The 20166-nt window shown below is 70.8% G+C and carries 20 protein-coding genes and 4 pseudogenes; 13 read left to right on the top strand and 11 right to left on the bottom strand.

Annotation, left to right across the window (positions count from 1 at the left end; genetic code table 11):
* Window positions 1-391: 391 nt before the first annotated feature.
* Complete coding sequence (locus AB0B41_RS37425; protein WP_358211775.1) at window positions 392-721, top strand: site-specific integrase; 330 nt, start codon at window positions 392-394, stop codon at window positions 719-721.
* Window positions 722-953: 232 nt separating this feature from the next.
* Window positions 954-1340 carry a hypothetical protein gene (locus AB0B41_RS37420; RefSeq protein WP_358211774.1) on the top strand — a complete coding sequence of 129 codons (387 nt, stop codon included), beginning with the start codon at window positions 954-956 and terminating at the stop codon, window positions 1338-1340.
* Between the two features lie 118 nt (window positions 1341-1458).
* On the opposite strand, the pseudogene AB0B41_RS37415 reads toward AB0B41_RS37420, so the two are convergent.
* From AB0B41_RS37415 to AB0B41_RS37385, 7 genes and pseudogenes are all read right to left on the bottom strand, one after another.
* Window positions 1459-1796, bottom strand: a pseudogene (locus tag AB0B41_RS37415) (hypothetical protein); the annotation flags it as partial.
* A gap of 100 nt (window positions 1797-1896) precedes the next feature.
* A complete protein-coding gene (locus tag AB0B41_RS37410) occupies window positions 1897-2127 on the bottom strand; it encodes a hypothetical protein (RefSeq protein WP_358211773.1) in 231 nt (76 codons plus the stop codon).
* Window positions 2128-2175: 48 nt separating this feature from the next.
* Entirely contained in the window at window positions 2176-2586 is a 411-nt protein-coding gene (locus AB0B41_RS37405; RefSeq protein ID WP_358211772.1) for a hypothetical protein, read from the bottom strand.
* On the bottom strand, window positions 2583-3833 hold the full coding sequence (locus AB0B41_RS37400; RefSeq protein ID WP_358211771.1) for a globin domain-containing protein: 1251 nt from the start codon (window positions 3831-3833) through the stop codon (window positions 2583-2585). The genes AB0B41_RS37405 and AB0B41_RS37400 overlap by 4 nt, the downstream gene beginning before the upstream one ends.
* Window positions 3833-4222 (bottom strand): hypothetical protein, encoded by a 390-nt coding sequence (locus tag AB0B41_RS37395; RefSeq protein ID WP_358211770.1) that lies wholly within the window; start codon window positions 4220-4222, stop codon window positions 3833-3835. Before AB0B41_RS37395 ends, AB0B41_RS37400 begins: the two co-directional genes overlap by 1 nt.
* A gap of 1 nt (window position 4223) precedes the next feature.
* A complete protein-coding gene (locus tag AB0B41_RS37390; protein WP_358211769.1) occupies window positions 4224-4721 on the bottom strand; it encodes a universal stress protein in 498 nt (165 codons plus the stop codon).
* 266 nt (window positions 4722-4987) lie between these two features.
* Window positions 4988-6238: a helix-turn-helix domain-containing protein gene (locus AB0B41_RS37385; RefSeq protein WP_358211768.1), complete on the bottom strand. Its 1251-nt coding sequence runs from the start codon at window positions 6236-6238 to the stop codon at window positions 4988-4990.
* 790 nt (window positions 6239-7028) lie between these two features.
* Between AB0B41_RS37385 and AB0B41_RS37380 the strand changes: the two genes are divergently transcribed.
* Entirely contained in the window at window positions 7029-7268 is a 240-nt protein-coding gene (locus tag AB0B41_RS37380) for a hypothetical protein (RefSeq protein ID WP_358211777.1), read from the top strand.
* A gap of 508 nt (window positions 7269-7776) precedes the next feature.
* Here the strand turns inward: AB0B41_RS37380 and AB0B41_RS37375 are convergent.
* The 3 genes and pseudogenes from AB0B41_RS37375 to AB0B41_RS37365 form a co-directional block, all read right to left on the bottom strand.
* Window positions 7777-8307: pseudogene (locus AB0B41_RS37375) on the bottom strand (alpha/beta fold hydrolase); the annotation flags it as partial.
* Complete coding sequence (locus AB0B41_RS37370) at window positions 8288-8914, bottom strand: hypothetical protein (protein WP_358211767.1); 627 nt, start codon at window positions 8912-8914, stop codon at window positions 8288-8290. The gene AB0B41_RS37370 and the pseudogene AB0B41_RS37375, both read right to left, overlap by 20 nt.
* A gap of 594 nt (window positions 8915-9508) precedes the next feature.
* Complete coding sequence (locus AB0B41_RS37365) at window positions 9509-10030, bottom strand: GreA/GreB family elongation factor (protein WP_358211766.1); 522 nt, start codon at window positions 10028-10030, stop codon at window positions 9509-9511.
* A gap of 258 nt (window positions 10031-10288) precedes the next feature.
* Between AB0B41_RS37365 and AB0B41_RS37360 the strand changes: the two genes are divergently transcribed.
* From AB0B41_RS37360 to hemC, 6 genes and pseudogenes are all read left to right on the top strand, one after another.
* Window positions 10289-10957: a universal stress protein gene (locus tag AB0B41_RS37360; protein ID WP_358211765.1), complete on the top strand. Its 669-nt coding sequence runs from the start codon at window positions 10289-10291 to the stop codon at window positions 10955-10957.
* 1 nt (window position 10958) lies between these two features.
* Window positions 10959-11318, top strand: coding sequence for a WhiB family transcriptional regulator (locus tag AB0B41_RS37355; protein WP_358211764.1), 360 nt, complete (start codon window positions 10959-10961; stop codon window positions 11316-11318).
* 432 nt (window positions 11319-11750) lie between these two features.
* Window positions 11751-11981, top strand: a pseudogene (locus AB0B41_RS37350) (hypothetical protein); the annotation flags it as partial.
* A gap of 164 nt (window positions 11982-12145) precedes the next feature.
* On the top strand, window positions 12146-13399 hold the full coding sequence (locus tag AB0B41_RS37345; RefSeq protein WP_358211776.1) for an FAD-dependent oxidoreductase: 1254 nt from the start codon (window positions 12146-12148) through the stop codon (window positions 13397-13399).
* Window positions 13396-14760: an amidase gene (locus AB0B41_RS37340; protein ID WP_358211763.1), complete on the top strand. Its 1365-nt coding sequence runs from the start codon at window positions 13396-13398 to the stop codon at window positions 14758-14760. The genes AB0B41_RS37345 and AB0B41_RS37340 overlap by 4 nt, the downstream gene beginning before the upstream one ends.
* A gap of 232 nt (window positions 14761-14992) precedes the next feature.
* Window positions 14993-16021, top strand: a complete 1029-nt coding sequence (gene hemC / locus AB0B41_RS37335; RefSeq protein ID WP_358211762.1) for a hydroxymethylbilane synthase — start codon at window positions 14993-14995, stop codon at window positions 16019-16021.
* On the opposite strand, the gene gdhA is transcribed toward hemC, so the two are convergent.
* Window positions 16018-17355: an NADP-specific glutamate dehydrogenase gene (gene gdhA / locus AB0B41_RS37330; protein WP_358211761.1), complete on the bottom strand. Its 1338-nt coding sequence runs from the start codon at window positions 17353-17355 to the stop codon at window positions 16018-16020. The genes hemC and gdhA overlap by 4 nt on opposite strands.
* A 551-nt stretch (window positions 17356-17906) precedes the next feature.
* Between gdhA and AB0B41_RS37325 the strand changes: the two genes are divergently transcribed.
* From AB0B41_RS37325 to AB0B41_RS37310, 4 genes and pseudogenes are all read left to right on the top strand, one after another.
* The gene (locus AB0B41_RS37325; protein WP_358211760.1) at window positions 17907-18695 is read left to right on the top strand and encodes a helix-turn-helix domain-containing protein; all 789 of its coding nucleotides are present in this window, start codon (window positions 17907-17909) and stop codon (window positions 18693-18695) included.
* Between the two features lie 42 nt (window positions 18696-18737).
* Window positions 18738-19175 carry a hypothetical protein gene (locus tag AB0B41_RS37320; protein ID WP_358211759.1) on the top strand — a complete coding sequence of 146 codons (438 nt, stop codon included), beginning with the start codon at window positions 18738-18740 and terminating at the stop codon, window positions 19173-19175.
* Window positions 19176-19272: 97 nt separating this feature from the next.
* Window positions 19273-19605: a cupin domain-containing protein gene (locus tag AB0B41_RS37315; RefSeq protein WP_358211758.1), complete on the top strand. Its 333-nt coding sequence runs from the start codon at window positions 19273-19275 to the stop codon at window positions 19603-19605.
* Window positions 19606-19792: 187 nt separating this feature from the next.
* A pseudogene (locus AB0B41_RS37310) lies at window positions 19793-20166 on the top strand (phosphoenolpyruvate carboxykinase); the annotation flags it as partial.

The raw sequence follows: 20166 nt of genomic DNA, 5'->3' as shown, positions 1-20166 counted from the left end.
GCGCCGCCGCCGGGCTCTCACCGATCGACTACGAGCACGCCGCCCTCACTCGAGACGCGGCATAGAGAACCCTCCACGATTTCGGGGGAACCACACCTGCGGGCTGATCGATACTTGAGATAAGGCCGGGAATCCCATCTAGTAGGAGCCCGAGACGCCGCCCGGCGCGGCGAGACGGGACTGTCGGTGCCGACGGCTAACCTCCGCCCGTGCGTGATCACTCCTCGACCATCCCGGCTGCCGCGGGACGGGAGAGAGTCGAGGGAGCTGTCATAACTCCGGACCAGCCCCAGACCCAGACCCGGGCGAGGCGACGGGGGAGCGGACCGCACTCGGACTCCGAGCCGACGGGCCCGATTCCGGGCGGCTCGCGCTCGCCGACGAGATCCCGTTGACCGCCGAGGAGGCCGGCTACGTCGCGGCGTCCCGGGCGGCGAACACGCTGCGCGGCTACCGCAGCGACTGGACCGACTTCAGCACCTGGTGCAGCACCCGTAACCTGGCCCCGCTGCCGGCCGGGCCGGTCGCCCTGTCCGGGTACCTCACGGACCTGGTCGGGCGCGGGCACGCCGTCGGCACGCTCTCGCGGCGGTTGTCGGCGATCCGTTTCGCCCATCAGCTCGCCGACCACCCCGACCCCGCGGCCGGGGCGCGGGTGTCGGCGGTGTGGGACGGGATCCGCCGCACCCACGGCGCCCGCCCGAGCAGGCCGTCCCGCTGATGCCGCCCGACCTGTTCGACGTGGTCGCCGCCTGCCCCGACCAGCGGATCTTCCGTACCCGGCCCCCCGAGCAGGACCTGGCCGGGCTGCGTGACCGGGCGCTGCTACTGGTCGGGTTCTTCGCCGCGCTGCGCCGCAGCGAGCTCGCCGCCCTGGCCGTCGAACATGTCTCCGAGCACCCGCGCGGGCTGGTCCTCGAGCTGCCGCGGTCGAAGACCAACCAGACCGGCGCGTGGCCGAGCTCGTCGTCCTGCCCCGCGCGAACCGCCCGGAACGCTGCCCGGTCACCGGGCTGCACGCCTGGCTCGACGCCACCGCCATCACCGCGGGGCCGGTGCTGCGCAAGGTCACCAAGGCCAACCGCCCGACCGGACGCGGGCTGCACGCGGAGTCGGTGAACGTGCTGGTGCAGAACGCGATCGCCCGCGCCGGCATCGGCGGCGGGCCGTGGTCGGCGCATTCGCTGCGGGCCGGATTCGTCACCTACGCCCACCTGCGCGGCGCCTCGGACCGGGCCATCGCGCACCAGACCCGGCACCGCTCGCTGGCCTCGGTGGGGACGTATGTGCGGATCCACCAGGCCTGGGAGGACAACGCCGCCACCATGCTCGGCCTCTGACACTGACGGCCTGGCTGTGGCCGAGACCCTGACGTTAGGACGAACATCCAGTTGAACGCTGACGTGAAGTCAGCATCCGTGGGCGGGTTTCATCGGCCCAGGCGACCGCGAAGTTAGTTTAGCTCCGCGCCGGCTTCGAGGATGTCGCCGCCGCGGTCGGCGTAGCGCTGCTCGCCGGCAGGTCCGGGATGTTGATCCCGTCCTTCGCCTCCAATCCGTGCGAGACCTCGGCGATCACGCCCTGGTCGTCGTAGAACGCTCGCCGCCGCGCTGCGCGGGGTCACCGGACTTGAAGATGCCCGAGCCGGCGAACCCGCCCTCGGCGCCGAGCTGCATCATCATCGCATTAGCCGAGATCACGATCCCGCCCGCGGTGAACAGCGTGCCCGGCAGCTTGCCGGCCTTCGCGATCTCGGCCACCAGCTGCACCGACGCCCACAGCTCCTTATGAGCAACGATCTGCCGCTGTGTGGCAACTCGACTGGCCGGTGATCGTCCGCGCCGTCCTCGATCATGCGGTGATGAGCGGACCGGGCCCGCAGGCAACGAAGAGCCCTTACCCGAGACGATCAGCGATGGTCGCGGCCGACGCGGCACCCGGGACGAGGCCTGCGCGAGCGGTGGCGAGTGCAAGAGCCACCCTTCCGGTGATCTTCTCGGCGTCGTCGGCCCAGCGCAGCGGCTGCTCGGCCTCTGGAATCGCGTAGCAAGTCACGAGCAGGTCGGAGAGCTCGTGGAGGAGTTCCCCGATCACGTGCGCGCGAGTCTCGGCGCGGGCGGGCTTCACGGACGGCCTCTCTCCTGGATCGGTGTTGCGGGGTCACGAGGTGGGCGATCAGGCCCAGATCAAGTCGTCGACAAGACCGCAGGCGGTGGCCTCGTCGTGGGTGAAGAGCTCTCCGGGATCCTCACGAAGTGCTTGCAGGACGACGAGCGCGGCGAGATGGCGTTCGTCGGGGTTCCGTAGCAGGCGAGCCCGCGACGAAGCGGTCGGACCGACGAATGCGAGTGGCACGGCAGTGTCGCTGCAGCGTCCCGCGCTGACGGTCCACACCGCGCCATCGCGGTCGAGTCTGCGAGCGCGCAATGCCCCCGGCGAATGATGGGGGTCGACACGGCAGTCGAGTCCGGCCCGGCGGACGATCTTGGCGACGAACTCGAGGTCGACCGGTGCGGAGGTGTCCGAGCTTGTCGGCTCGTCATCGTGCTGGTCGCGGCCGGTGCCGAAGAGGTTCGGGTGGGTCATGGCTGAATGGCTGTCGACGTCGGGAGCGGGTCGGCGTGGATGTGGTCAGCCGGCACGCCGGCGGCGAGAAGCTGGCGGGTGGCCGTTTTCTGCATACGCGGCGGGCCGCAGACGACGACGTCGTGGTTCCGCCAGGTCCGCTGCCGCAGAGCCGTTCCGACGACCGAGCTGGGCCGGTCGTCGTCGGTCGCGGGGATGACGGGGGTGAGGGTCAGCCAGGAGCGGCGCCGGGCGCCGGGTGCCGCGGCGAGCAGGGCGCGCATTTCGGTCTCGTCGCGTGCGCCGACGTACAGATGTGTTCGTGGGGGGTCGTCCCGGGTGTCGAGGGCGGCGAGCAGGGCGCTCAAGGGGGCGATCCCGGTTCCGGAGGCGAGCAGGAGCAGGTCGCGGCTGGTGCCGACGACGTCGGGAAGCCGCCCCAGGGGTGGGCCGAGGCGCCAGGTGTCTCCGGTCCGGGTCTGCGCGACCAGGGCCGGGCTGACCAGGCCGTGGCGGAGCGCGCGCACGCAGAACCGCAAGACCCCGTCGGGACGGGCGGGTTCGGTGGGGGACAAGTAGCGCCACAGCCCGGGACGTTGGGGGATCTCGACGCTGAGGTACTGGCCGGGTCGGTAAGGGAGCGGCTCGAGTGTCTGCACGACGATGCAGGCCAGGTCGGTCGCGGGGCGGCGGTGTTCGACGACGCGACCGAGCCACAGCGCCGGGCCACGCTCGGCCGCGGCCGCGGTGAGCATCTCGTGGGTGGCTGCGGCGTAGGCCTTGGCCCAGGCGGCCGCGGTCGGCGGGGTCCAGGTCGGGCCGTGGATGTGGGCGAGTGCGTCGAGCAGTGCGTGTCCGGCTGTCTCGTAGTGGGCGGCGGTGATGCCGTGTTTGCGGTGGTCGCGGCCGAGGTCGGCGAGCCGGCGGACGAGCTCGTCGCGATCGTCGAGGCGTTGGAGTAGCCAGATCAGGGTGTCGGTGAGGGGGGCTCGTCGGCCGTTGGGGTCGAGCGGGAACAGGGTGCGCAGTCCGGGGGCCTGCGCGAGCAGGGCCGTGTAGAACTGGTCGGCCAGTTCCGCGGTCTTGTGCTCGACGCGGGGTCGGCTTTGCCTCACCAGGTTGAGCAGGGCAGGGTCCAGTGCGTGGATGCCGCGGGCTCGTCGTGGCCGCGGGCTGCGTCCGCTGCGGTTGCCGAGCTTGTTCGGGGTCGTGGTCTCGTCCTGCGCCTGGGTTGTTGGGGAGCTCGTGCGACTGGTGGGGCGCTGCATCAGCGCCTGCCGGGGTAGGCGGGGGTGCCGATGGCGGCGCGTCGACACGTGGCGAGTTGCTCGGCGAGGCGCGCCAGTACTGTGCTCGCTCCGGCCTCGATGCCGTACTCGGCGTGGATGGCCTGGTCGGCTGCGTGTCCGGCGGCTTGGACGACGTGGTTCGGGTCGACGGGCGCGCGCAGCCTCGCCGCGCGTAGCAGCAGGGAGTAGGTCCAGAAATGCGCTGTCCCGGTGCCGGGTCCGGTGTGGGAGCTGAGCTCGGGGATCAAGGTGAGTTCCGGGCTGGCCGGGACGTGGATGGTGATGGCGGCGAGGGCGATGGCTTCGGCCTGCCCCCGTTCCGCGTGGTGGGGGAGGCGCAGCCGCAGCAGGGCGGGAACGACGGTCATCTCACGATGTCCAGTCGGCCGAGATCCGGATTGAGCGGTTGCTATGGGTGGCTGTCGGCAGCGCGCGAGCCATCTCCTGGGCGGGGACGACGAGGACCGGGCAGCGGGCCTGCCGGGTACAGCGGCGGACCGTGGGGGAGCCGGCCCAGCGCCCCGGGCGGCTGCCACCGAGGACGAGCAGGTCCGTGTCGAGGTGCGCGAGGCGGAGCAGCCGGTACCCGGGTTCGCCTTCGACGACCACTGTCCGCAGGTCGACCTCGGAGGGGGGACCGCCCATGGCGTCGACGAAGGCTTGTGTGATCAGGCGCAGGCAGTCGGCGACCCCAGGCTTGTGGGCTGTGGCCAGCGTGGACTCGAGGTTGTGCCCGCTCTCCCAAACATGGACGGCGTAGAGCATGGCGTCGCGCTCCCGCGCGGAATCGACGGCGACCCGCAACGCCTGCAGGTTGGTCAGCGTCCCGGTGACGCCGACGATCACCCGGTTTCGGGCAGAGCTCACCACTGGTTCCTTCCGCTTTCGTGCGCTGACACGGCGCCCCTGAGGTGCAGCGCTCTGGACCTCGAGTGGGCAAGCGGGAGCCGGCAAAGGACTGAGGAGGACGCCCGGATGCCCCGTCCAGGGACCTCCCGGACGAGGTCCACGATGCCGCGGAACCGATGTCCTGGCAGGGGCGCTGACGCACCAACAACGACCGCATGAACCTGCCGGGCACCGGCAAGATGCCATCTCGCGCGTCCGGGTGCTCGGCCCTGAAGGGTGATCTTCTAGTCGGGTGGGGTCGGGGCGGGCAGGTCGCGCCGTGGCCAGCCGAGCAGCCGGGCGCCGAGGACGGCGGCGTGCACGGTGAACCGTTGCCCGGGGTCGGTCGGGTCGTAGCCGGTCAGCTCGGCGATCCGTTCGAGCCGATAGGTGACCGCGCGCACGGACAGGTGCAGCCGCCGCGCGGTCTCGGTGACCACACAGCCGGTGGCGAAGTAGGCATCGAGGGTGGTCAGGAGCGGGCCGGCGCCGCCGCGTGCTCGGGCCAGGGGGCTGACCACGGCGTGCACGAGGTCGGTGATGGCGGGCTGGTCGCGCAGCAGGACCCGGTAGATCAGCAGGTCCTCGGCGCGCACCACGGGCATATCGAGCTGCAGGCGCATGGCCATGCCCAGTGCTTCGCGGGCCTCCTCGTAGGACCGGGCGATGCCGTAGGAGCCGGGATAGGGCCGGCCGACGGTGATCCGCCACGGCCCGCCGCGCGGGGCACGGCGCAGCTCGGCGTGCATCAGCTCGCCCAGGCCACGGGCCGCGCTGGCGGAGGAAGTGGTTGACTCGGCCGTGCCGGTGGGGGTGGCCGGCGCGACGACGACGATGCTGCCGTCCTTGGTCGCGACCAGGACGTCACGGTCTCCGATGCCCTGTACGACAGCGCGTTCGAGGCTGCTCAGGGCGGCCTCGGCGTCGACGAGGCGGCCCGTGGGCGAGGCCAGGGCGACCTGGTGCGGCTGGGCCATGTCCAGTCCGAACGGCTCGGCCCGCTCGACGAGCGCCCCGATGTCGGCGTCACCGCGCAGTAGGTCCTCGATGAGCTCGCGGCGCAGGGTCTCCTCGCTGCGCATCATGTCCCGGCGGGCGGCGGTGTAGCCCTCGGCGAGGCTGGCCACCGCGCGGTCGACCGCACGCATGACGGCCTCGGCGGCGGTGGCGGTGGTGGCGCTGTCGGCGAACCGGATCACGGCCGGCAGCTCGCGCCACAGCCGCCACGCCGCGGACAGGTACAGCTGCACCGCGTTGCCGGCCGACACCCCGAGCTCGGCGGCACGCCGGCCGTTGAGCCCGACCGCGTCGAGTTCGGCCTTGTCCGGTCGGCGCCCGGTGGTGGCGGCCTCGACGAGCACGGACAGGAATCCGCCGAGCAGCTCGACGGGCACGCCGCCGGCGCCGCGGCCGGCCTCCTGCGCCACCCGCCGCAACCAGGCAGGGTCGGGAAGCTGGTCGGACAGCCGCGAGGCCTTGTCCGGGGGACGGGTCATTTCTCTTCTCTCCTTGCCGGGCCATCCGAGTGTGCTCAGCGCCCCGCGCCCGAAACTGCCGAGGTACAGCAATTCTGTATCCGGTGATTTGGGCGAGGACAGCTCCTGCGGCGGGCCGGCGCACCGGGCACCGTCGCAGTGAGGCCTCCTCAGCTGGTCGGCTCCGGCACGACATCGGGGTGGTGTGGTCGTTGTTGTGTTCTCGGTCCGGCGTTTGCCGGGCCGGAGGAGGTGCAGACGTGCATCCGTGCGAAGCAGGCCCGGCGGCGTTGATGGCGGCCGCGGCGAGGCTACGGTCGGCTCCGCCAGTGGGTGCCCACTGCAGGACGGACGTCCGCTCCGCGACGGCGCGGCTGCTGCAACAACTGGCTGTGGGCCTGGCCCACGACGACCCGGGCCTGCCGCCCTATGTCCGTCGTGTCGCCCTCGCGCTGGCGACGCAGGTGCTGGCAGCCGACCGCCGCGACGCCCGGCCCGAAACACAGGGCTTGAGCCCCGCATCGGACGTGCCACTGCCGCGGTCGTCGCCCTGGCACAGGTCGGTCACCACGCCCGCAGCACTCGGGCGGGTGCGGTGACCAGCAGCGTCGAGGCCGTCGAGGTGGCGTCGCGGGCCACCTCGGCTGGATCCGGCGCGAGCGTGAGGCGTCGTACCGGTGCCCGGCCCGAAACCCGTACCGGCGCACCCGGGCCCGCGTCGGTCACCGTCAAGGTGACCGCCGCGGACGCGGAGTCGATGCCGCGGAGCATTCCACGCCTGGTGCGATGGGCCCACCGAGAGCACGCCCGCGTGAGCGGCAGCACCGAGCAGGCGGGCGTCCCGGTGACCGTGGACCTGTCCGCGCTGCCGGTACTTGGCCCGGCGGCGTGTGCCCAGGTGCTGTTGCTGATCCGGCTGCTACGGAACCTCGCCGCGCCCGCGCGGGTAGTCGTCGTCGGGGTGGCCTCGACGGTGCGGTCGTGCCTGGCGGCCGGCCTGCCTGATGGGGTGCAACTGGTCGACCGGCGCGGCCGGGTATGGGGCGGCTGAACTTCTGGGTCACCCTGATCTCGGACCGGGGCGGCGCCGGCCCCCGAGACCCCGCCCCGCATCGTCCGGCGCCGGCTCTGTCCGCGCGGGATGTCCGCGCTCCTTGTTCGGTTACCGATTGATCGTTGTGCGGCGTGTCCGGTGTCGGCCAGCTCGTGTGCGGCCGGTGCAGCTTCTCGTGCAGCCGCAGCACCGACAGAACCGCTTCAGGGCTTTCATAGGGCAGCAGAGCTCCGGCGCCGGGGACGGTGACCACGCTGGTGCGGAGCGCCCGCCGGACCGGCCGGACGAGTCGGCCATCGCCGAAGAGCGGGTCCTGTTCGCCGACGGCCACGGTGCATGGTGTCCAGCGCCACCGGTGCGCCAGCTCGGGCTGTGCGGGCGGGGTGCTGCTCATCGCGACGTGTCGACCGACCAACCCCAGCCAGTCGACGAGCACACGCGGCGGGACGAAACCAGGGGCGCTGAGCCGGGCGAGTAGCCGGGCCGCCGTCGCAGCGGTGGGGGCGAGGCGCCAGGCCAGCAGCGCCGCCGCGGCACGCAGATCGGCGGCGGGGCGGACAAACCCGTACGGGTTGAGCAGCACGAGACCGCTGATGTGCGGGGCAGGGCGCGCGGCGAGCGCGACGGCGGCCCCGGATCCGTGCGCCAGCACCGTCACGCCGTCCGAAGAGTGCTTCGCCACGGCGGCCAAAAGCCCATCGAGCCAGGTCCCGTAGTCCCGGAGTCGCGCGGTGTTCGGTCGGCCCGCCGAGCTCAGGCCGGCCTCGCCGGGCATGTCGACGGTGACCACACGGAAGTGCTCGGCGAGCTTCTCGGCCAGCTCGGTCAGCACGGTGGTGTTGCCGTGTCGGCCGGGCAGCACGACGATGGTCTGCCTGTGTTGCTCACCGGTGATCACAAGGTGTGCACTGCGATCGCCGATCGAACGGGTATCGCGGATGCGCTCACGACGGTGCGGCACGGGCCAGGCTGCAAGCTGTTGTCGACACCAGCTCTGGATCGACGATCTGCCGGATCTACCTCGGTAGATCCACATGGCGCGTTCCTCTCGACGGCTCCCTGTCGGGGAGACCCAAGCAGCTGCGTTGGGCGGGGACGGAGACTGAGGCGGCGCGGGATCCCGGACGTCCGCTGCGCGTTCGGGTGGGCGCGGCCGGTGAGCGAGGCCGAACGACCTGGCTGGGGCGGCGGATCACGCAGCGGCGGGTCAGCACGGTCCAGGGGGTGAGCTGACGCGGGAGGCCGAGCCGACGCAGCCATGCCGGTCGCGTGTCGATCAGCCAGACGATCCAGCGGTCGTCCCGGTCCTTGCGAAGTCCGACGTCGCTCACCCGTGTCGGTTTGGTCTGTACCGGCGTGGTCAGCACGGGCTTGGCCAGGACGGCATCGGCGAGCCATTCCCGCTGCGGTTCGATCGACAGGCTCAACGGGGCCGACGACTGCCTCGCCCCCTGGACACGCAGTCGCAGGCCACCCGAGAACATCACGTCTTCCGAGGGAACGGTGAAGCAGTGCCCGCCCCCGTCCACCAGGATCGCGTCGACGAGAGGGCCACCGCGGGTTCGCTTCAGCCCCAGGTCGCGCAGGTGTCCCAGATGTTCGCCCGCGGGACCGCAGACCGGGGCGCCCAGGAGCTCGTCCACCCACAATACGGTCGGTCCACCGGGGCGACAAGGTGTCCCATTACGCCGCTTCCGACCCCATCCGAAAAACACCTTTCCACCTACTTACTCGACAGCCGGTCCTAGTTGGTCGCAGGAGCAGAGGCCAGTCCAAAAACATACCTGCCATGCGCGCCCCTAACGAAACCGAATCTTTGTACTCGGTGTTCAGGTTGAGACCGGCCCACGTGTTTGAGTAGCGCACGCCCAGGCGACACGCGAGACGAACCACCTTTCCGGAAGAATCATCGAGCGCGCAGAAAGGCATGCAGGCCTCCGGAAGGCGAACGGCCGGCCTGCATGCCCTCTGCTCGCCGAGGTGGCGTCCTCGGCACCGTCAGACTGCCCCTCGCACCTCTGCTCAGCATGTGGTGGAGTCGGCGAACTTCCGGCGGCGCGTGTTGCCGAACCCCGGCAACAAGCGCCCGTGATGTGCCTTGTAGCGCAGCGTCGGGGCGCCCATGGCTGGCAAATCCTGACCAGGGTCCGGCATGTCGGGCGCTGCCCGTTCGCCCTCGGTGGCGGAGGGTCGGACGCGCATCCTCGCCGGGAGGGGTCCGGCGCGCAGGACGCTCCTCAGCCGGCGACCTGGGCGGTCGCAGACCACGCTTCCGGGCGGTAAGGGACCGCTCGCAGCAGGGTGATCTCCATTGCCTGCCCGTTCGGGAGGGTGTACAGAATTCTCTCGCCCTGCTTTGTCCCCGGAAGCGCCATCCCCAGCGGGGAATCCGGTGAGCAGGTCATCAGGTCTGCGGGATAGGCGCCCTCCTCGGTGTGGGCGAGCAGGAACGTCTCGATTTCCTGATCGACCTCGTACCGGATGGTCAGCACCATTCCCGGCTCGGCCACACCGTCATCGGGCGGGTCCTGGCCGACCAGCGGATTCTGCAGCAGCTCCTGCAGTCTGCGGATTCGGTTCTCCCGTTCCCGTCGAGCGGTCAGTAGCTGCTGATCGGTATTGTGATCGGCGCTGTCGCCGACGAACTGCTCGGCCGCGTGGCCGCTGAGGCCCTCGGCGCGCTGCCGCAGCAATTCCATGAGCTCGGACTTCAGTCGCTCATAGGCGCTCTGCGCCAACCACACCTGCGTCTCGGTCATGTGGCTCCACTCCTCGAGAAGAGTCGGTAAAGGGATGTTGCGCCGAGGACGACTACCGCGTTGCGTGCAGATGCAAATGAGCACGGCCCGGGGCGCGTCGGGCCGTGCTCAGCGAAGGTGAGGGTAGCGGCCGTCGAGCCGCCACGTCGACCATTCACGGCCTGGTTTCCGGTCCTCGGCACCAGGGTCGTCGCGGCCCGCCGCAACGCTGTGCCGCCACATCTACCACAACTGCGCGAATAGCCCGCGAGATTGCCGATGCCCGGAAACCAGGGCTCGGTCGAGGTTGCGGGCCCGCGACCTGCCCACGGCGGCGATCTCCGGGCATGGTGGGTGGTGGGCCTGCCGAGAGCCCCGGCAGTCACCCTCGTCGGCAGGCCCACCAACACGTCCTCGTACCGGTCAGGCCTCGGCGATCTGCCGGGCCCGCGTACGTGGTTTCTTCGAGCGAAGGGGTGTGCTGTGGAGTCGGCTGTGCGGCCACGGGTGATCGTGGGCGTGGGCGGGCGTGGCTCTCATCCACGAGTCGTCGATACCGCGGTCTCGCTGGCGCGTGGGACCGGTGCGGTCCTCTACGCGGTCGATGTGCGCGACGACTACGCCGGCGACGAGTACCGCGCGGGGCCGCCTGCGATGCAGGACGCCTATCACGCGCTGTCGGGGACCTCGGTGCCCTCCGACGACCTCGACGTGCGCATCGTCGTCACCCCGGGTGACCCGCACGAGACGTTGCTGCGCCTGGCCGACAGGCCCGATGACCTGCTGGTTCTCGGCCGTTCGCGGCGCCGCTCCCCTCGGGAAGTGGGGCGGGCGACGGCGCTGAGGTGCGCCGCTGCAGCACGCTGCTCGGTGGTGATCGTGCCCTGTGAGCACCCCGAGGTCGACCCGGGGACGACGCCGGGGAGCACGCGGGAAGTCGGAGCCTGACATGGCTTCGACGAGCGCTGATCGCCACTCCTGGATGCAAGCCGCGCGATGCGTCGAGCTCGACCGGCACGCACTGACCGATCCCGATCCACGTGGCACCGACAGTTCGTGGCTGTGCCTGCGGTGCCCGGTTCAGGCCACCTGTCTCGGCTGGGCTCTGGTCACCGGGGCGGACCAGGGCGTCCTCGGCGGAGTGGGCCCGGAGCAGCGGCGTGCGATCCGAGCAGAGCTGCTCGCCAGGCTGGGTGGGCGCTTTATGGCCGGCTCGCCCGAGCTTGCCGAGGTCGTCCGTAACCAGACCCAACCCCGCCTCCGCAGCCGGCGCAACGGGCAAGCCCGGCAGCTGGGCCCTGCCCGGTAGCGGAGAAGAAGAACAGTTGTCTAAGCAGTAATCACCACCTTTGCGGCACCGCGCAAACACTACGCCGTGCGGCCGCCTACGAATCATTCCTGGAGATAGTTGTGCACAACGGCCACACCGTTCCCAGTCTTCCTCGTGCCCGCATCAATGGGCACGCGGCGGCGTCTCGGTGGGTCCTCGCCGCGACTACGCACGGCCTGGAGATGGCGGTGGACATATACGTCGACCCATTGCCGGATCCGGACAGCGACATCCGGGACATCGTTCAGGAGTGGGGGGAGCAGTCATTCCCGGCGAGTGATCCCCCCGCCAACTGGTAGCCGATCCGTAGGCTCTACGGATGATTTGCGCGGCTTTGATGAGGAGAGGCACCATGCTGAGCAACCATGAGCGGCATCTGCTCGACGAGGTCGAGCGCCGCTCCGCTCCGACGACCCTGCCTTCGTGGCCCGCCTCGGCGCCGGGCAGCAACGGCTACCCGCGAAGCGTCATTGCGCCGAGTCCCGTTTCCGCCTCAGTTGGCCGGTCATCGTCCTGGCCGTTCTCGCCATCGGCCTGCTCGCCTTGGGGGTCGCCGCACCCGCCGTCCTCGTCGCGGCCCTGGCCGCAGCGGTCGGCTGGCTGAGCACCGTGCACATCGAGGCAGAGGAGGGCAAGCGATGAGCCCCACCCACCAGGCAGCTACACCTGCAGCGGCCGTCGGCACAGGTCAGCACCCGCCGACCCGCCCCGACAGCGACCCTGGACGCGCAACCGCCGAAGCGGCCGGAGTCGCTGGGAACGCGCCGACGCAGCGTCCTGAGCGCTTCCGATGCTCGCTCGAGGAGATAAGCGAACCGCCGCGCCGCGCTGGGCGGGTCGCTGTCATCGGCGCCGGCATGGTCGGACTGGCCACCGCATGGTTCCTGCAACAACGCGGTGTCGACGTCGACATCTTCGAGCGCCGCCAGGTCGCCGCCGGGTCCTCGTGGGGCAACGCCGGTTGGCTCACCCCCACCCTGACCACGCCGCTCCCGGAGCCGGCCGTACTGCGCTACGGAGTACGGGCCGCGCTCGACCCGGCCTCCCCGGTGTATGTCCCGATCAGCCTCGAGGCGAGCCTGTGGCGCTTCCTCACCGGCTTCGCCCGCAACTGCACCACCCGCCGGTGGCGGCGCGGGATGGTCGCCTACCGCAGCGTCAACCGCCAGGCCCTCGACGCCTTCGACGAACTCACCGCCGGCGGCGTCGAGGCACCGACCCGGCCCGCCGACCCGTTCCTGGTGTGCTTCGCCCACGAGAACGAACGAATGGCGCTGCTCGAGGAGCTCGACGAGCTGGAACGGCTCGGGCAGAAGGTCGGCTACGACCTCCTCACCGGGTCGCAAGCCCATGAACGTGCCCCGATCCTCACCGACCACGTCACGGCAGCGGTACAGCTGCACGACCAGCGGTTCATCGACCCCCCGCGCTACCTCGCCGCGCTCGCCGACGCCGTCCGCGCCCGAGGGGCCGTCATTACCGAGAACCGCCGAGTCCTGGGCCTGCACGACGACGGCCACCACGTCTTCGTCCGCTGCCGCAAGGGCAACCACCGCTACGACGCCGCGGTGATCGCCACCGGCGCCTGGCTGCCCGAGCTCGCCTACCCGTTCGGAGTCCGCGTGCCGGTCCAGGCCGGCCGCGGCTACAGCTTCACCGTGCCGGCGCAAGACCTGCCCGACGGCCCGATCTATCTGCCCGTACAGCGCATCGCCTGCACCCCGCTCGGTGACCGGCTGCGAATCGCCGGGATGATGGAGTTCCGCAACCCGGACGAGCCCCTCGACCAGCGCCGCGTCCAGGCCATCGTGAACGCCGCGCGGCCCTTCCTGCAGGGTGTCGATCTCGAGGACCGCCGCGACGAATGGGTCGGCTCCCGCCCATGCACCCCGGACGGGCTCCCCGTGGTCGGCCCCACCTCATCACCGCGGGTCTTCGCCGCCGGGGGGCACGGCATGTGGGGCATCGTCCTCGGCCCGCTCACCGGCCGATTGCTCGCCGAAGCCGTCGTCACCGGCACCACCCCGTACGAGCTGCAAGCCTTCCGGCCGCTGCGATGAGCCGACCCGAGCAACACACCCTCACCGCACGCCCCGACGCACCCAGCGCCCTCGCCGCGTTGCAGGTCGAGTTCGCCGACGGTGACCTAACACCCGTCGAGCACGTGGAATCGGTCCTGCAGCGGCTCCGACACGATCCGCACAACGCCGTGGTCGCCCTCGACGAGGAGCGAGCCCTGCGCGACGCGGCCGCGCTCGCCACCGAACTACGCCAGCGCGGGCCCCGCAGCCCCCTGCACGGCCTCGCGGTCGGCGTCAAGGACCTCATCGACGTCGCCGGGCTACCGACCCGCGCCGGCTCCGCCGTCCGGACGGAGGCGCCACCGGCCCGCGCCGACGCAGCCGTCGTCGGGCGGCTACGCCGGGCCGGCGCGATCGTGGTCGGCAAACTGCACACCCACGAGTTCGGGCACGGCCCCACCGGCGACGTGGCCGCCACCGGACCGGCCCGCAACCCCCACGACCTCACCCGAATCACCGGGGGCTCGTCCTCCGGGTCGGCCGCGGCGGTCGCCGCCGGTCACCTCCTGCTCGCCATCGGCACCGACACCGGCGGCAGCGTGCGGATCCCGGCCGCACTGTGCGGCGTGCTCGGCCTCAAACCCAGGTGGGGGGCGCTGTCGACGCGAGGCGTGTTTCCCCTGGCCCCGTCCCTCGACCACGTCGGATTCCTCGCCGCCGACCCGTACACCGCCCTCGCCGGCTGGGAGGTCCTCGCCCCGCCGTCCAAACAGGACCCGGTCGGGCCGCCGCGACGGTTGCGCGTCGGCGTGCCCTACGACCAGTACTGGTCCGAGACCGACCCGATCATCGCTCTCGCCGTGGCCCGGGCCGCGCAGGCGCTGGACGCGGCGGAGATCCAGGTCGTGCCGGTCAGCACCCCGGAGATCCGTCAGCTTGCCGCCACATACATGCCGATCCTGGGCCGTGAGGCCTACGCGGTGCACGCCGGCACGCTCGCCGAGCGGGCCGCGGACTACCAGCCAGCCACCGAGGCCGGCCTGAAGTCCTATGCCGAGTACCGCGAACACGACTACCAGCAGGCCAAGCAGACGGCGCGACGGTTGGCGGGCGCCCTCAGCACGCACCTGGCCGAGGTCGATGTCCTGTTGACCCCGACCACCCGCATCCGCGCCACACCGCTGGGAGCGCCCTTCGTGACCGTCGGACACGAGCGCACCACGGCCGCAGCAGCCCTGCTGGAGCTCACCCTGCCGTTCAACCTGCTCGGATGGCCTGCCTTGTCCGTCCCCGCTGCTGGGGCAGGGCTTCCCGTCGGCCTGCAACTGGTCGCCACCGGCGGCGCCGGGAGCGACGAACGAACCCTGCTCTACCTCGCCGGCATCCTCCAGGCCACGTAACCAGGCCCTGTCGCTGACGCTGGGGTCCTCGACTCTCCGACATGCCAGGCGGCCCGGCCCATCCGGGGCGAGGTCGCCCTCCCGTCCACCGGCACCGAAAGCTGCTTATGAACGCCACCCGCTCCATCCCGTCCGGGCACACAAGGGCGACCGTCGCCCAGATGACTTTGCCGCCCGAGGTGGGCCCATCGAGCCCTCGAGCTGGCGCTGCAGACAAGTGGAAAGGCAGCCGGTGAGTTCCCCGCGGATCCGTGCCCTGCGCGTCGGTACCCGGGCCTCCACCCTGGCCAGAGCGCAGAGCGCGCAGGTCACAGATGTGATCCGCGCCGCCGGGCGGCCCGCCGAGCTCGTCGACGTGCACACCACGGGCGACCGCTCGTCGGCGCCGATCGCGCAGCTCGGCGTCGGGGTGTTCGTCGCGCAGCTGCGGGAGGCGCTCGCGGGCGGCGAGGTCGACGTCGCCGTGCACTCCTACAAGGACCTGCCGACCGCTCCGGACCCGCGGCTGACCCTCGCCGCGGTGCCGGCACGCGAGGACCCGCGCGACGCGCTGGTGACCCGGGACGGCCAGGTGCTCGCCGAGCTGTCCGCCGGGTCGCGCATCGGCACCGGCTCGCCGCGGCGGGCCGTGCAGCTGCACGCCCTCGGGCTGGGACTCGAGGTCGTCCCGATCCGCGGCAACGTGGACACCCGGATCGGCAAGGTGACCTCCGGCGAGCTCGACGGCGTCGTCGTCGCCGCGGCGGGGTTGCGCAGGCTCGGTCGCGTGGAGGAGGCGAGCGAGCTGCTCGACCCCTTGCAGATGCTGCCCGCCCCCGCGCAGGGCGCACTGGCGATCGAGTGCCGGGCCGACGACGAGGAGCTGGCCCGCTTCCTCGCCGCGACACTCAACGACGCGGGCGTGCGCGCAGCGGTCACCGCCGAGCGCGCGGTGCTCGCCACCCTGCAGGCCGGCTGCAGCGCACCGGTGGCCGCGCACGCCAGCATCAGCAGGGACATCGTCAAGGCCCTCGACGACAAGGTCGACCGGGGCGGCCGCGTGGTCGAGCGGCTGTCGCTGCGCGCGGTCGTCGGGATCGGGATCGGAAAGGTGGCCGAAGGCGCACTGTTGCGCGCAGCCGCCTCCACCCGCCTGGTCGGAGGAGTTGACCACAACGCTGTCGAGCACGCCGAGAAGCTCGGTGCTGCCCTCGCCGCCGACCTGCTTAAACCGCGTCCACTCATGCGCGATGTGCACGCGGGCAGAGGCTTCGGAATCTAGATCAAGCCCAGGGCGAGCATGGCCTCGGCCACGCGGGCGTAGCCGGCGATGTTCGCCCCGGCCACGTAGTTCCCGGGGGCTCCGTACTCCTCCGCGGTCAGATGGCACCGCGCATGAATGTCGATCATGATGTCGCGCAGCCGGGCCTCGGAATGCTCGAAGGTCCAGGAGTCCCGGGAGGCGTTCTGCTGCATCTCCAGCGCCGAGGCCGCCACCCCGCCGGCGTTGGCGGCCTTGCCGGGCCCGAATGCGACCCCGGCCTCCTGCAGCACGCGCACCGCGTCGGGCGTGGTGGGCATGTTGGCGCCCTCGCCGACGGCCAGGCAGCCGTTGCGCACCAGCGCGGCCGCACCGGCGGCGTCGAGCTCGTTCTGAGTGGCCGAGGGCAGCGCCACCTGACACGGCACCTCCCAGATCGAGCCGCCCTCGACGAAGGTGGCGCTCGACGCCTTGTCGGCGTAGACGCCGATCCGCTCCCGGCGGACCTCCTTGACGTCCTTGAGCAGCTCCAGGTCGATGCCGTTCGGGTCGTGCACGAACCCGCCCGAGTCCGAGCAGGCCACCACCCGTCCGCCCAGCTCGTGCACCTTCTCGATGGTGTAGATCGCGACGTTGCCCGAGCCGGAAACCACGACGTCCTTGCCGTCGAAGGACTGCCCGCGCACCCGCAGCATCTCCTCCACGAAGAACGCGCTGCCGTACCCGGTGGCCTCGCGGCGCACCTGCGCGCCGCCGTAGATCAGGCCCTTACCGGTCAGCACGCCGGACTCGTAACGGTTGGTGATGCGCTTGTACTGGCCGAACAGGTAACCGAGCTCGCGCCCGCCCACGCCCATGTCGCCGGCCGGCACGTCGGTGTGCTCGCCGATGTGGCGGTAGAGCTCGAGCATGAAGCTCTGACAGAACCGCATGACCTCGCGGTCCGAGCGGCCGCGCGGGTCGAAGTCCGAGCCGCCCTTGCCCCCGCCGATCGGCAGCCCGGTCAGGGCGTTCTTGAACACCTGCTCGAAGCCGAGGAACTTCACCGTGCCCAGCAGCACCGTCGGGTGGAACCGCAGCCCGCCCTTGTACGGGCCCAGTGCGCTGTTGAACTCCACCCGGAACCCGCGGTTGATGTGGATGCCGCCGTGGTCGTCTTCCCACGGCACCCGGAAGATGATCTGCCGCTCCGGCTCGCAGATCCGCTCGACGATCTTCGCGTCGGCGTACTCGGGGTGCTTGTCCACGGCCGGGCCGATGCTCTCCAGCACCTCACGGACGGCCTGGTGGAACTCCGTCTCGCCCGGGTTGCGGGACAACACCCGCTGGTGGATCGACTCTAGTGCCTCGTGCATGTCGTGCGTCGTGTCCTCTCCACCAGCGCTGACCGCGGGGTGCGGCCTCTCGCATTGTTACTGAGGTCGACGAGGCTTCCAGGTGAGGCCCGCCTCAGCCGCCTCCGTGAACAGGCAGCCCAGGCAGGCAAAGCGCGCTCCCATACTCCGGGGCACAGCGAGCGCCGTTGTTGGGCCCGCAGTGCGCCGAGCCAACGGCGGCGTGGTCGGTCCCTCGAGTTGCCGCCTCCAGGTCGCTCCAGTGACCACTCGGCCAAGCTCGTGCAGGTGCCGAGGATCGATCAACCACTCACGGGTTCATAACCCGTGCGCCACTGCCTTCCGCAGCGCCAGCACTGCTCACGCTGCTCGGATGAGGGCATGGCGCCACACTCCGGGCACGTCTGAGCCAGCCAGCACACAGGGTCGCCCCCGTTGACGGCTTCCGCGTCGTTGACTCCGGGTGCCCCCTCGCCCTCTCCGGACGGCCCGATGCTGCCGGTCACCTCCGGGATCGGCACTTCCCCCACCCTGTTGTCACGATGATGGTTGTATCAATTAGGGTGCAGGCTGTGAAGCGTGATGGTCCTGCGAAGCTTCACGCGGCGCTGTCCGCACCTGCTCGCGTCTCGCTGCTCAAGCTGCTGCGCGAGAGCCAGGAGCCGGTCGGTGTGGTCGAGCTAGCGCAGGCCTGTCGCCTGCATCCCAACACGGTTCGGTTTCATCTGGACGCGCTCGCACGAGCTGGGCTCGTGGCTGCCGAGGCCCGCTCATCTGGCGCTCGAGGGCGACCTCGCGTGCTCTACCGGGCGTTGCAAGTGCCGTCGGATCCCGGCTCCGGATACGCGTTGCTGGCTTCGCTGCTGGCCGCGGGCTGGGGTGCCGCCGGACAGGGCAACCGGCGGGAGACCGCGGAGCACGCCGGCCGGGCCGCTGCGCAGCGGTTGCTCGCCCCTCCGGATCCAGATCGCCAGCGCCCGTCCGTCACGGAGCCCGTTTCCGGTTCCGGTGCAGAAGCCGGAGCAGCGGGATCACCGCCGTCCCGACCGCCTGGGTTCGGTCATCTGTTGGACCTGCTGGTCGAGCTCGGTTTCGCACCGCACCTGCTCCCCGCTGCGCGCCCTACCTCGGTACAGGTGGGTGATCAGCTACACCTGCAGCTGCACGCGTGCCCGTTCGTGGAAGTCGCGAGCGAGCATCCCGATGTGGTGTGCGCACTGCACCTGGGGCTTCTCCGCGGCGCCGTCGAGCAGCTGGGGGTTCCCGCCACCGTCGAGGACCTCCACCCGTTCATCGAACCGGGGGTCTGCCTGGCACGGATGACGCGGCTGCACAAGCCAACGAGGGGCCGGCGGCGGTGACGTCGACGATCGAATGAGGGATTAGGAGAACAGGAGCGGAGAATGTTTGCCACCACGGTGCTACAGGTGGGCGTGCCGTTCCTGTGGTGTGGAGCTGTCCTGGCGATCTCCTTCCTCGAGACACCGTTGAAGTTCCGCGCCGCCGGCATCACCCTGCAGCTTGGACTGGGCATCGGGGCGTTGGTCTTCCGCGCGCTGAACCTCGGGGAGCTCGTCCTCGCGGTCGTTCTGACCGCGGTCCTGGCAATCGCGCCGTCCGGGCTCGCTCTGGGACTGCTCGGTGGGCTGTGGGCTCTCCTGCTGGTACAGGTTCTGGTGGTGCGTCGCCGGCTGGACCACAGGACCGCGGAACTGATCGCAGGGGCCGAGCTGCCGCGCTCGCGCCTGCACCTGGTCTACATCGTCCTCGAGCTCGCCAAGATCGCGCTCCTGCCGACCCTGGCGGTGCAGGCCTTGGCGACCGCGATGACAGCCAACTGACGATGCGACATGGCGGGCCTTGAAGCCATCGCAATACCTGGACCAGTCCTACTGGCGTCGGCCGCGGCCGACGCCCGCCAGACCTGGAGGGACGACGATGACGCACAAACTAAGCCTTGATGCCGTCGCACGTGAGCAACTGCAGCGCGCGGGCACCGAGTCCGGCGGACGTAGTGCGCTCACCGTGTACGGCGGCCACGAGCACGTGCTGCGTCAGACGGTGATCGCGCTCGTGGCGGGCGCAGAGCTCAGCGAGCACGAGAACCCTGGGGAGGCGACGGTCCACGTTCTGCACGGACGCGTGCGGCTGCGGGGCGGCAACTCCTCCTGGGAGGGGCGTCGAGGCGATCTCATCGCCGTACCCGACGCACGGCACACCCTTGAGGCGCTCGAGGACTCCTCTGTCCTCCTCACAGTGGCCAAGCAGTAGCCCGCGCAGTCAGTCGAACACGCCTAGCGACCCGCAGGAGCGAAGATCGGGACGAGGGCTGATCACGGTGCTCGCACCCATCGTCCAGCCAACGGGTTCATCCGCGCGGTGTCGCCTGGGCCATATTGTCAACGTCCTCGACCCTACATATCGTGCCACGATATAGTTCTCGTTGAGGAGACAGCCGATGACATCTTCGTGCGTAGATCTCGACATCGCCCCGGTGCGCAACGAGCGCGTGCTGTCCTTTGTCCATCAGATCGCGGAGCTGACCAGCCCCGACTCCGTCGTCTGGTGCGATGGTTCCGACGACGAATGGCGCCGGCTCATGATGCGCCTGGTTCGGGCCGGGACAGCTGTCCGTCTCTCCCGTAGGCCCAACAGCTTCTACGCCGCCTCCGACCCCGACGACGTCGCCCGGGTCGAGGAGCGCACCTTCATCTGTTCGGCCACGGAGGAGGGCGCCGGTCCCACCAACAACTGGGCCGACCCCACGGAGATGCGCGAGACGCTGCGGGGGCTCTTCCGCGGCTGCATGCGCGGCCGCACGATGTACGTGAT

The organism is Pseudonocardia sp. NPDC049154 (assembly GCF_040648315.1).
Lineage (GTDB): Bacteria > Actinomycetota > Actinomycetes > Mycobacteriales > Pseudonocardiaceae > Pseudonocardia.
This window is presented reverse-complemented; position numbering and strand designations above follow the sequence as displayed.

Coding starts and splice junctions, on each gene's coding strand:
- AB0B41_RS37400 (WP_358211771.1), bottom strand. CDS start 3,833: ATGCAGCGCCCCACCAGTCGCACGAGCTCCCCAACAACCCAGGCGCAG.
- AB0B41_RS37320 (WP_358211759.1), top strand. CDS start 18,738: ATGTTTGCCACCACGGTGCTACAGGTGGGCGTGCCGTTCCTGTGGTGT.
- AB0B41_RS37340 (WP_358211763.1), top strand. CDS start 13,396: ATGAGCCGACCCGAGCAACACACCCTCACCGCACGCCCCGACGCACCC.
- AB0B41_RS37315 (WP_358211758.1), top strand. CDS start 19,273: ATGACGCACAAACTAAGCCTTGATGCCGTCGCACGTGAGCAACTGCAG.
- AB0B41_RS37385 (WP_358211768.1), bottom strand. CDS start 6,238: ATGACCCGTCCCCCGGACAAGGCCTCGCGGCTGTCCGACCAGCTTCCC.
- AB0B41_RS37365 (WP_358211766.1), bottom strand. CDS start 10,030: ATGACCGAGACGCAGGTGTGGTTGGCGCAGAGCGCCTATGAGCGACTG.
- gdhA (WP_358211761.1), bottom strand. CDS start 17,355: ATGCACGAGGCACTAGAGTCGATCCACCAGCGGGTGTTGTCCCGCAAC.
- AB0B41_RS37405 (WP_358211772.1), bottom strand. CDS start 2,586: ATGACCCACCCGAACCTCTTCGGCACCGGCCGCGACCAGCACGATGAC.
- AB0B41_RS37395 (WP_358211770.1), bottom strand. CDS start 4,222: ATGACCGTCGTTCCCGCCCTGCTGCGGCTGCGCCTCCCCCACCACGCG.
- AB0B41_RS37360 (WP_358211765.1), top strand. CDS start 10,289: ATGCCCGGAAACCAGGGCTCGGTCGAGGTTGCGGGCCCGCGACCTGCC.
- AB0B41_RS37355 (WP_358211764.1), top strand. CDS start 10,959: ATGGCTTCGACGAGCGCTGATCGCCACTCCTGGATGCAAGCCGCGCGA.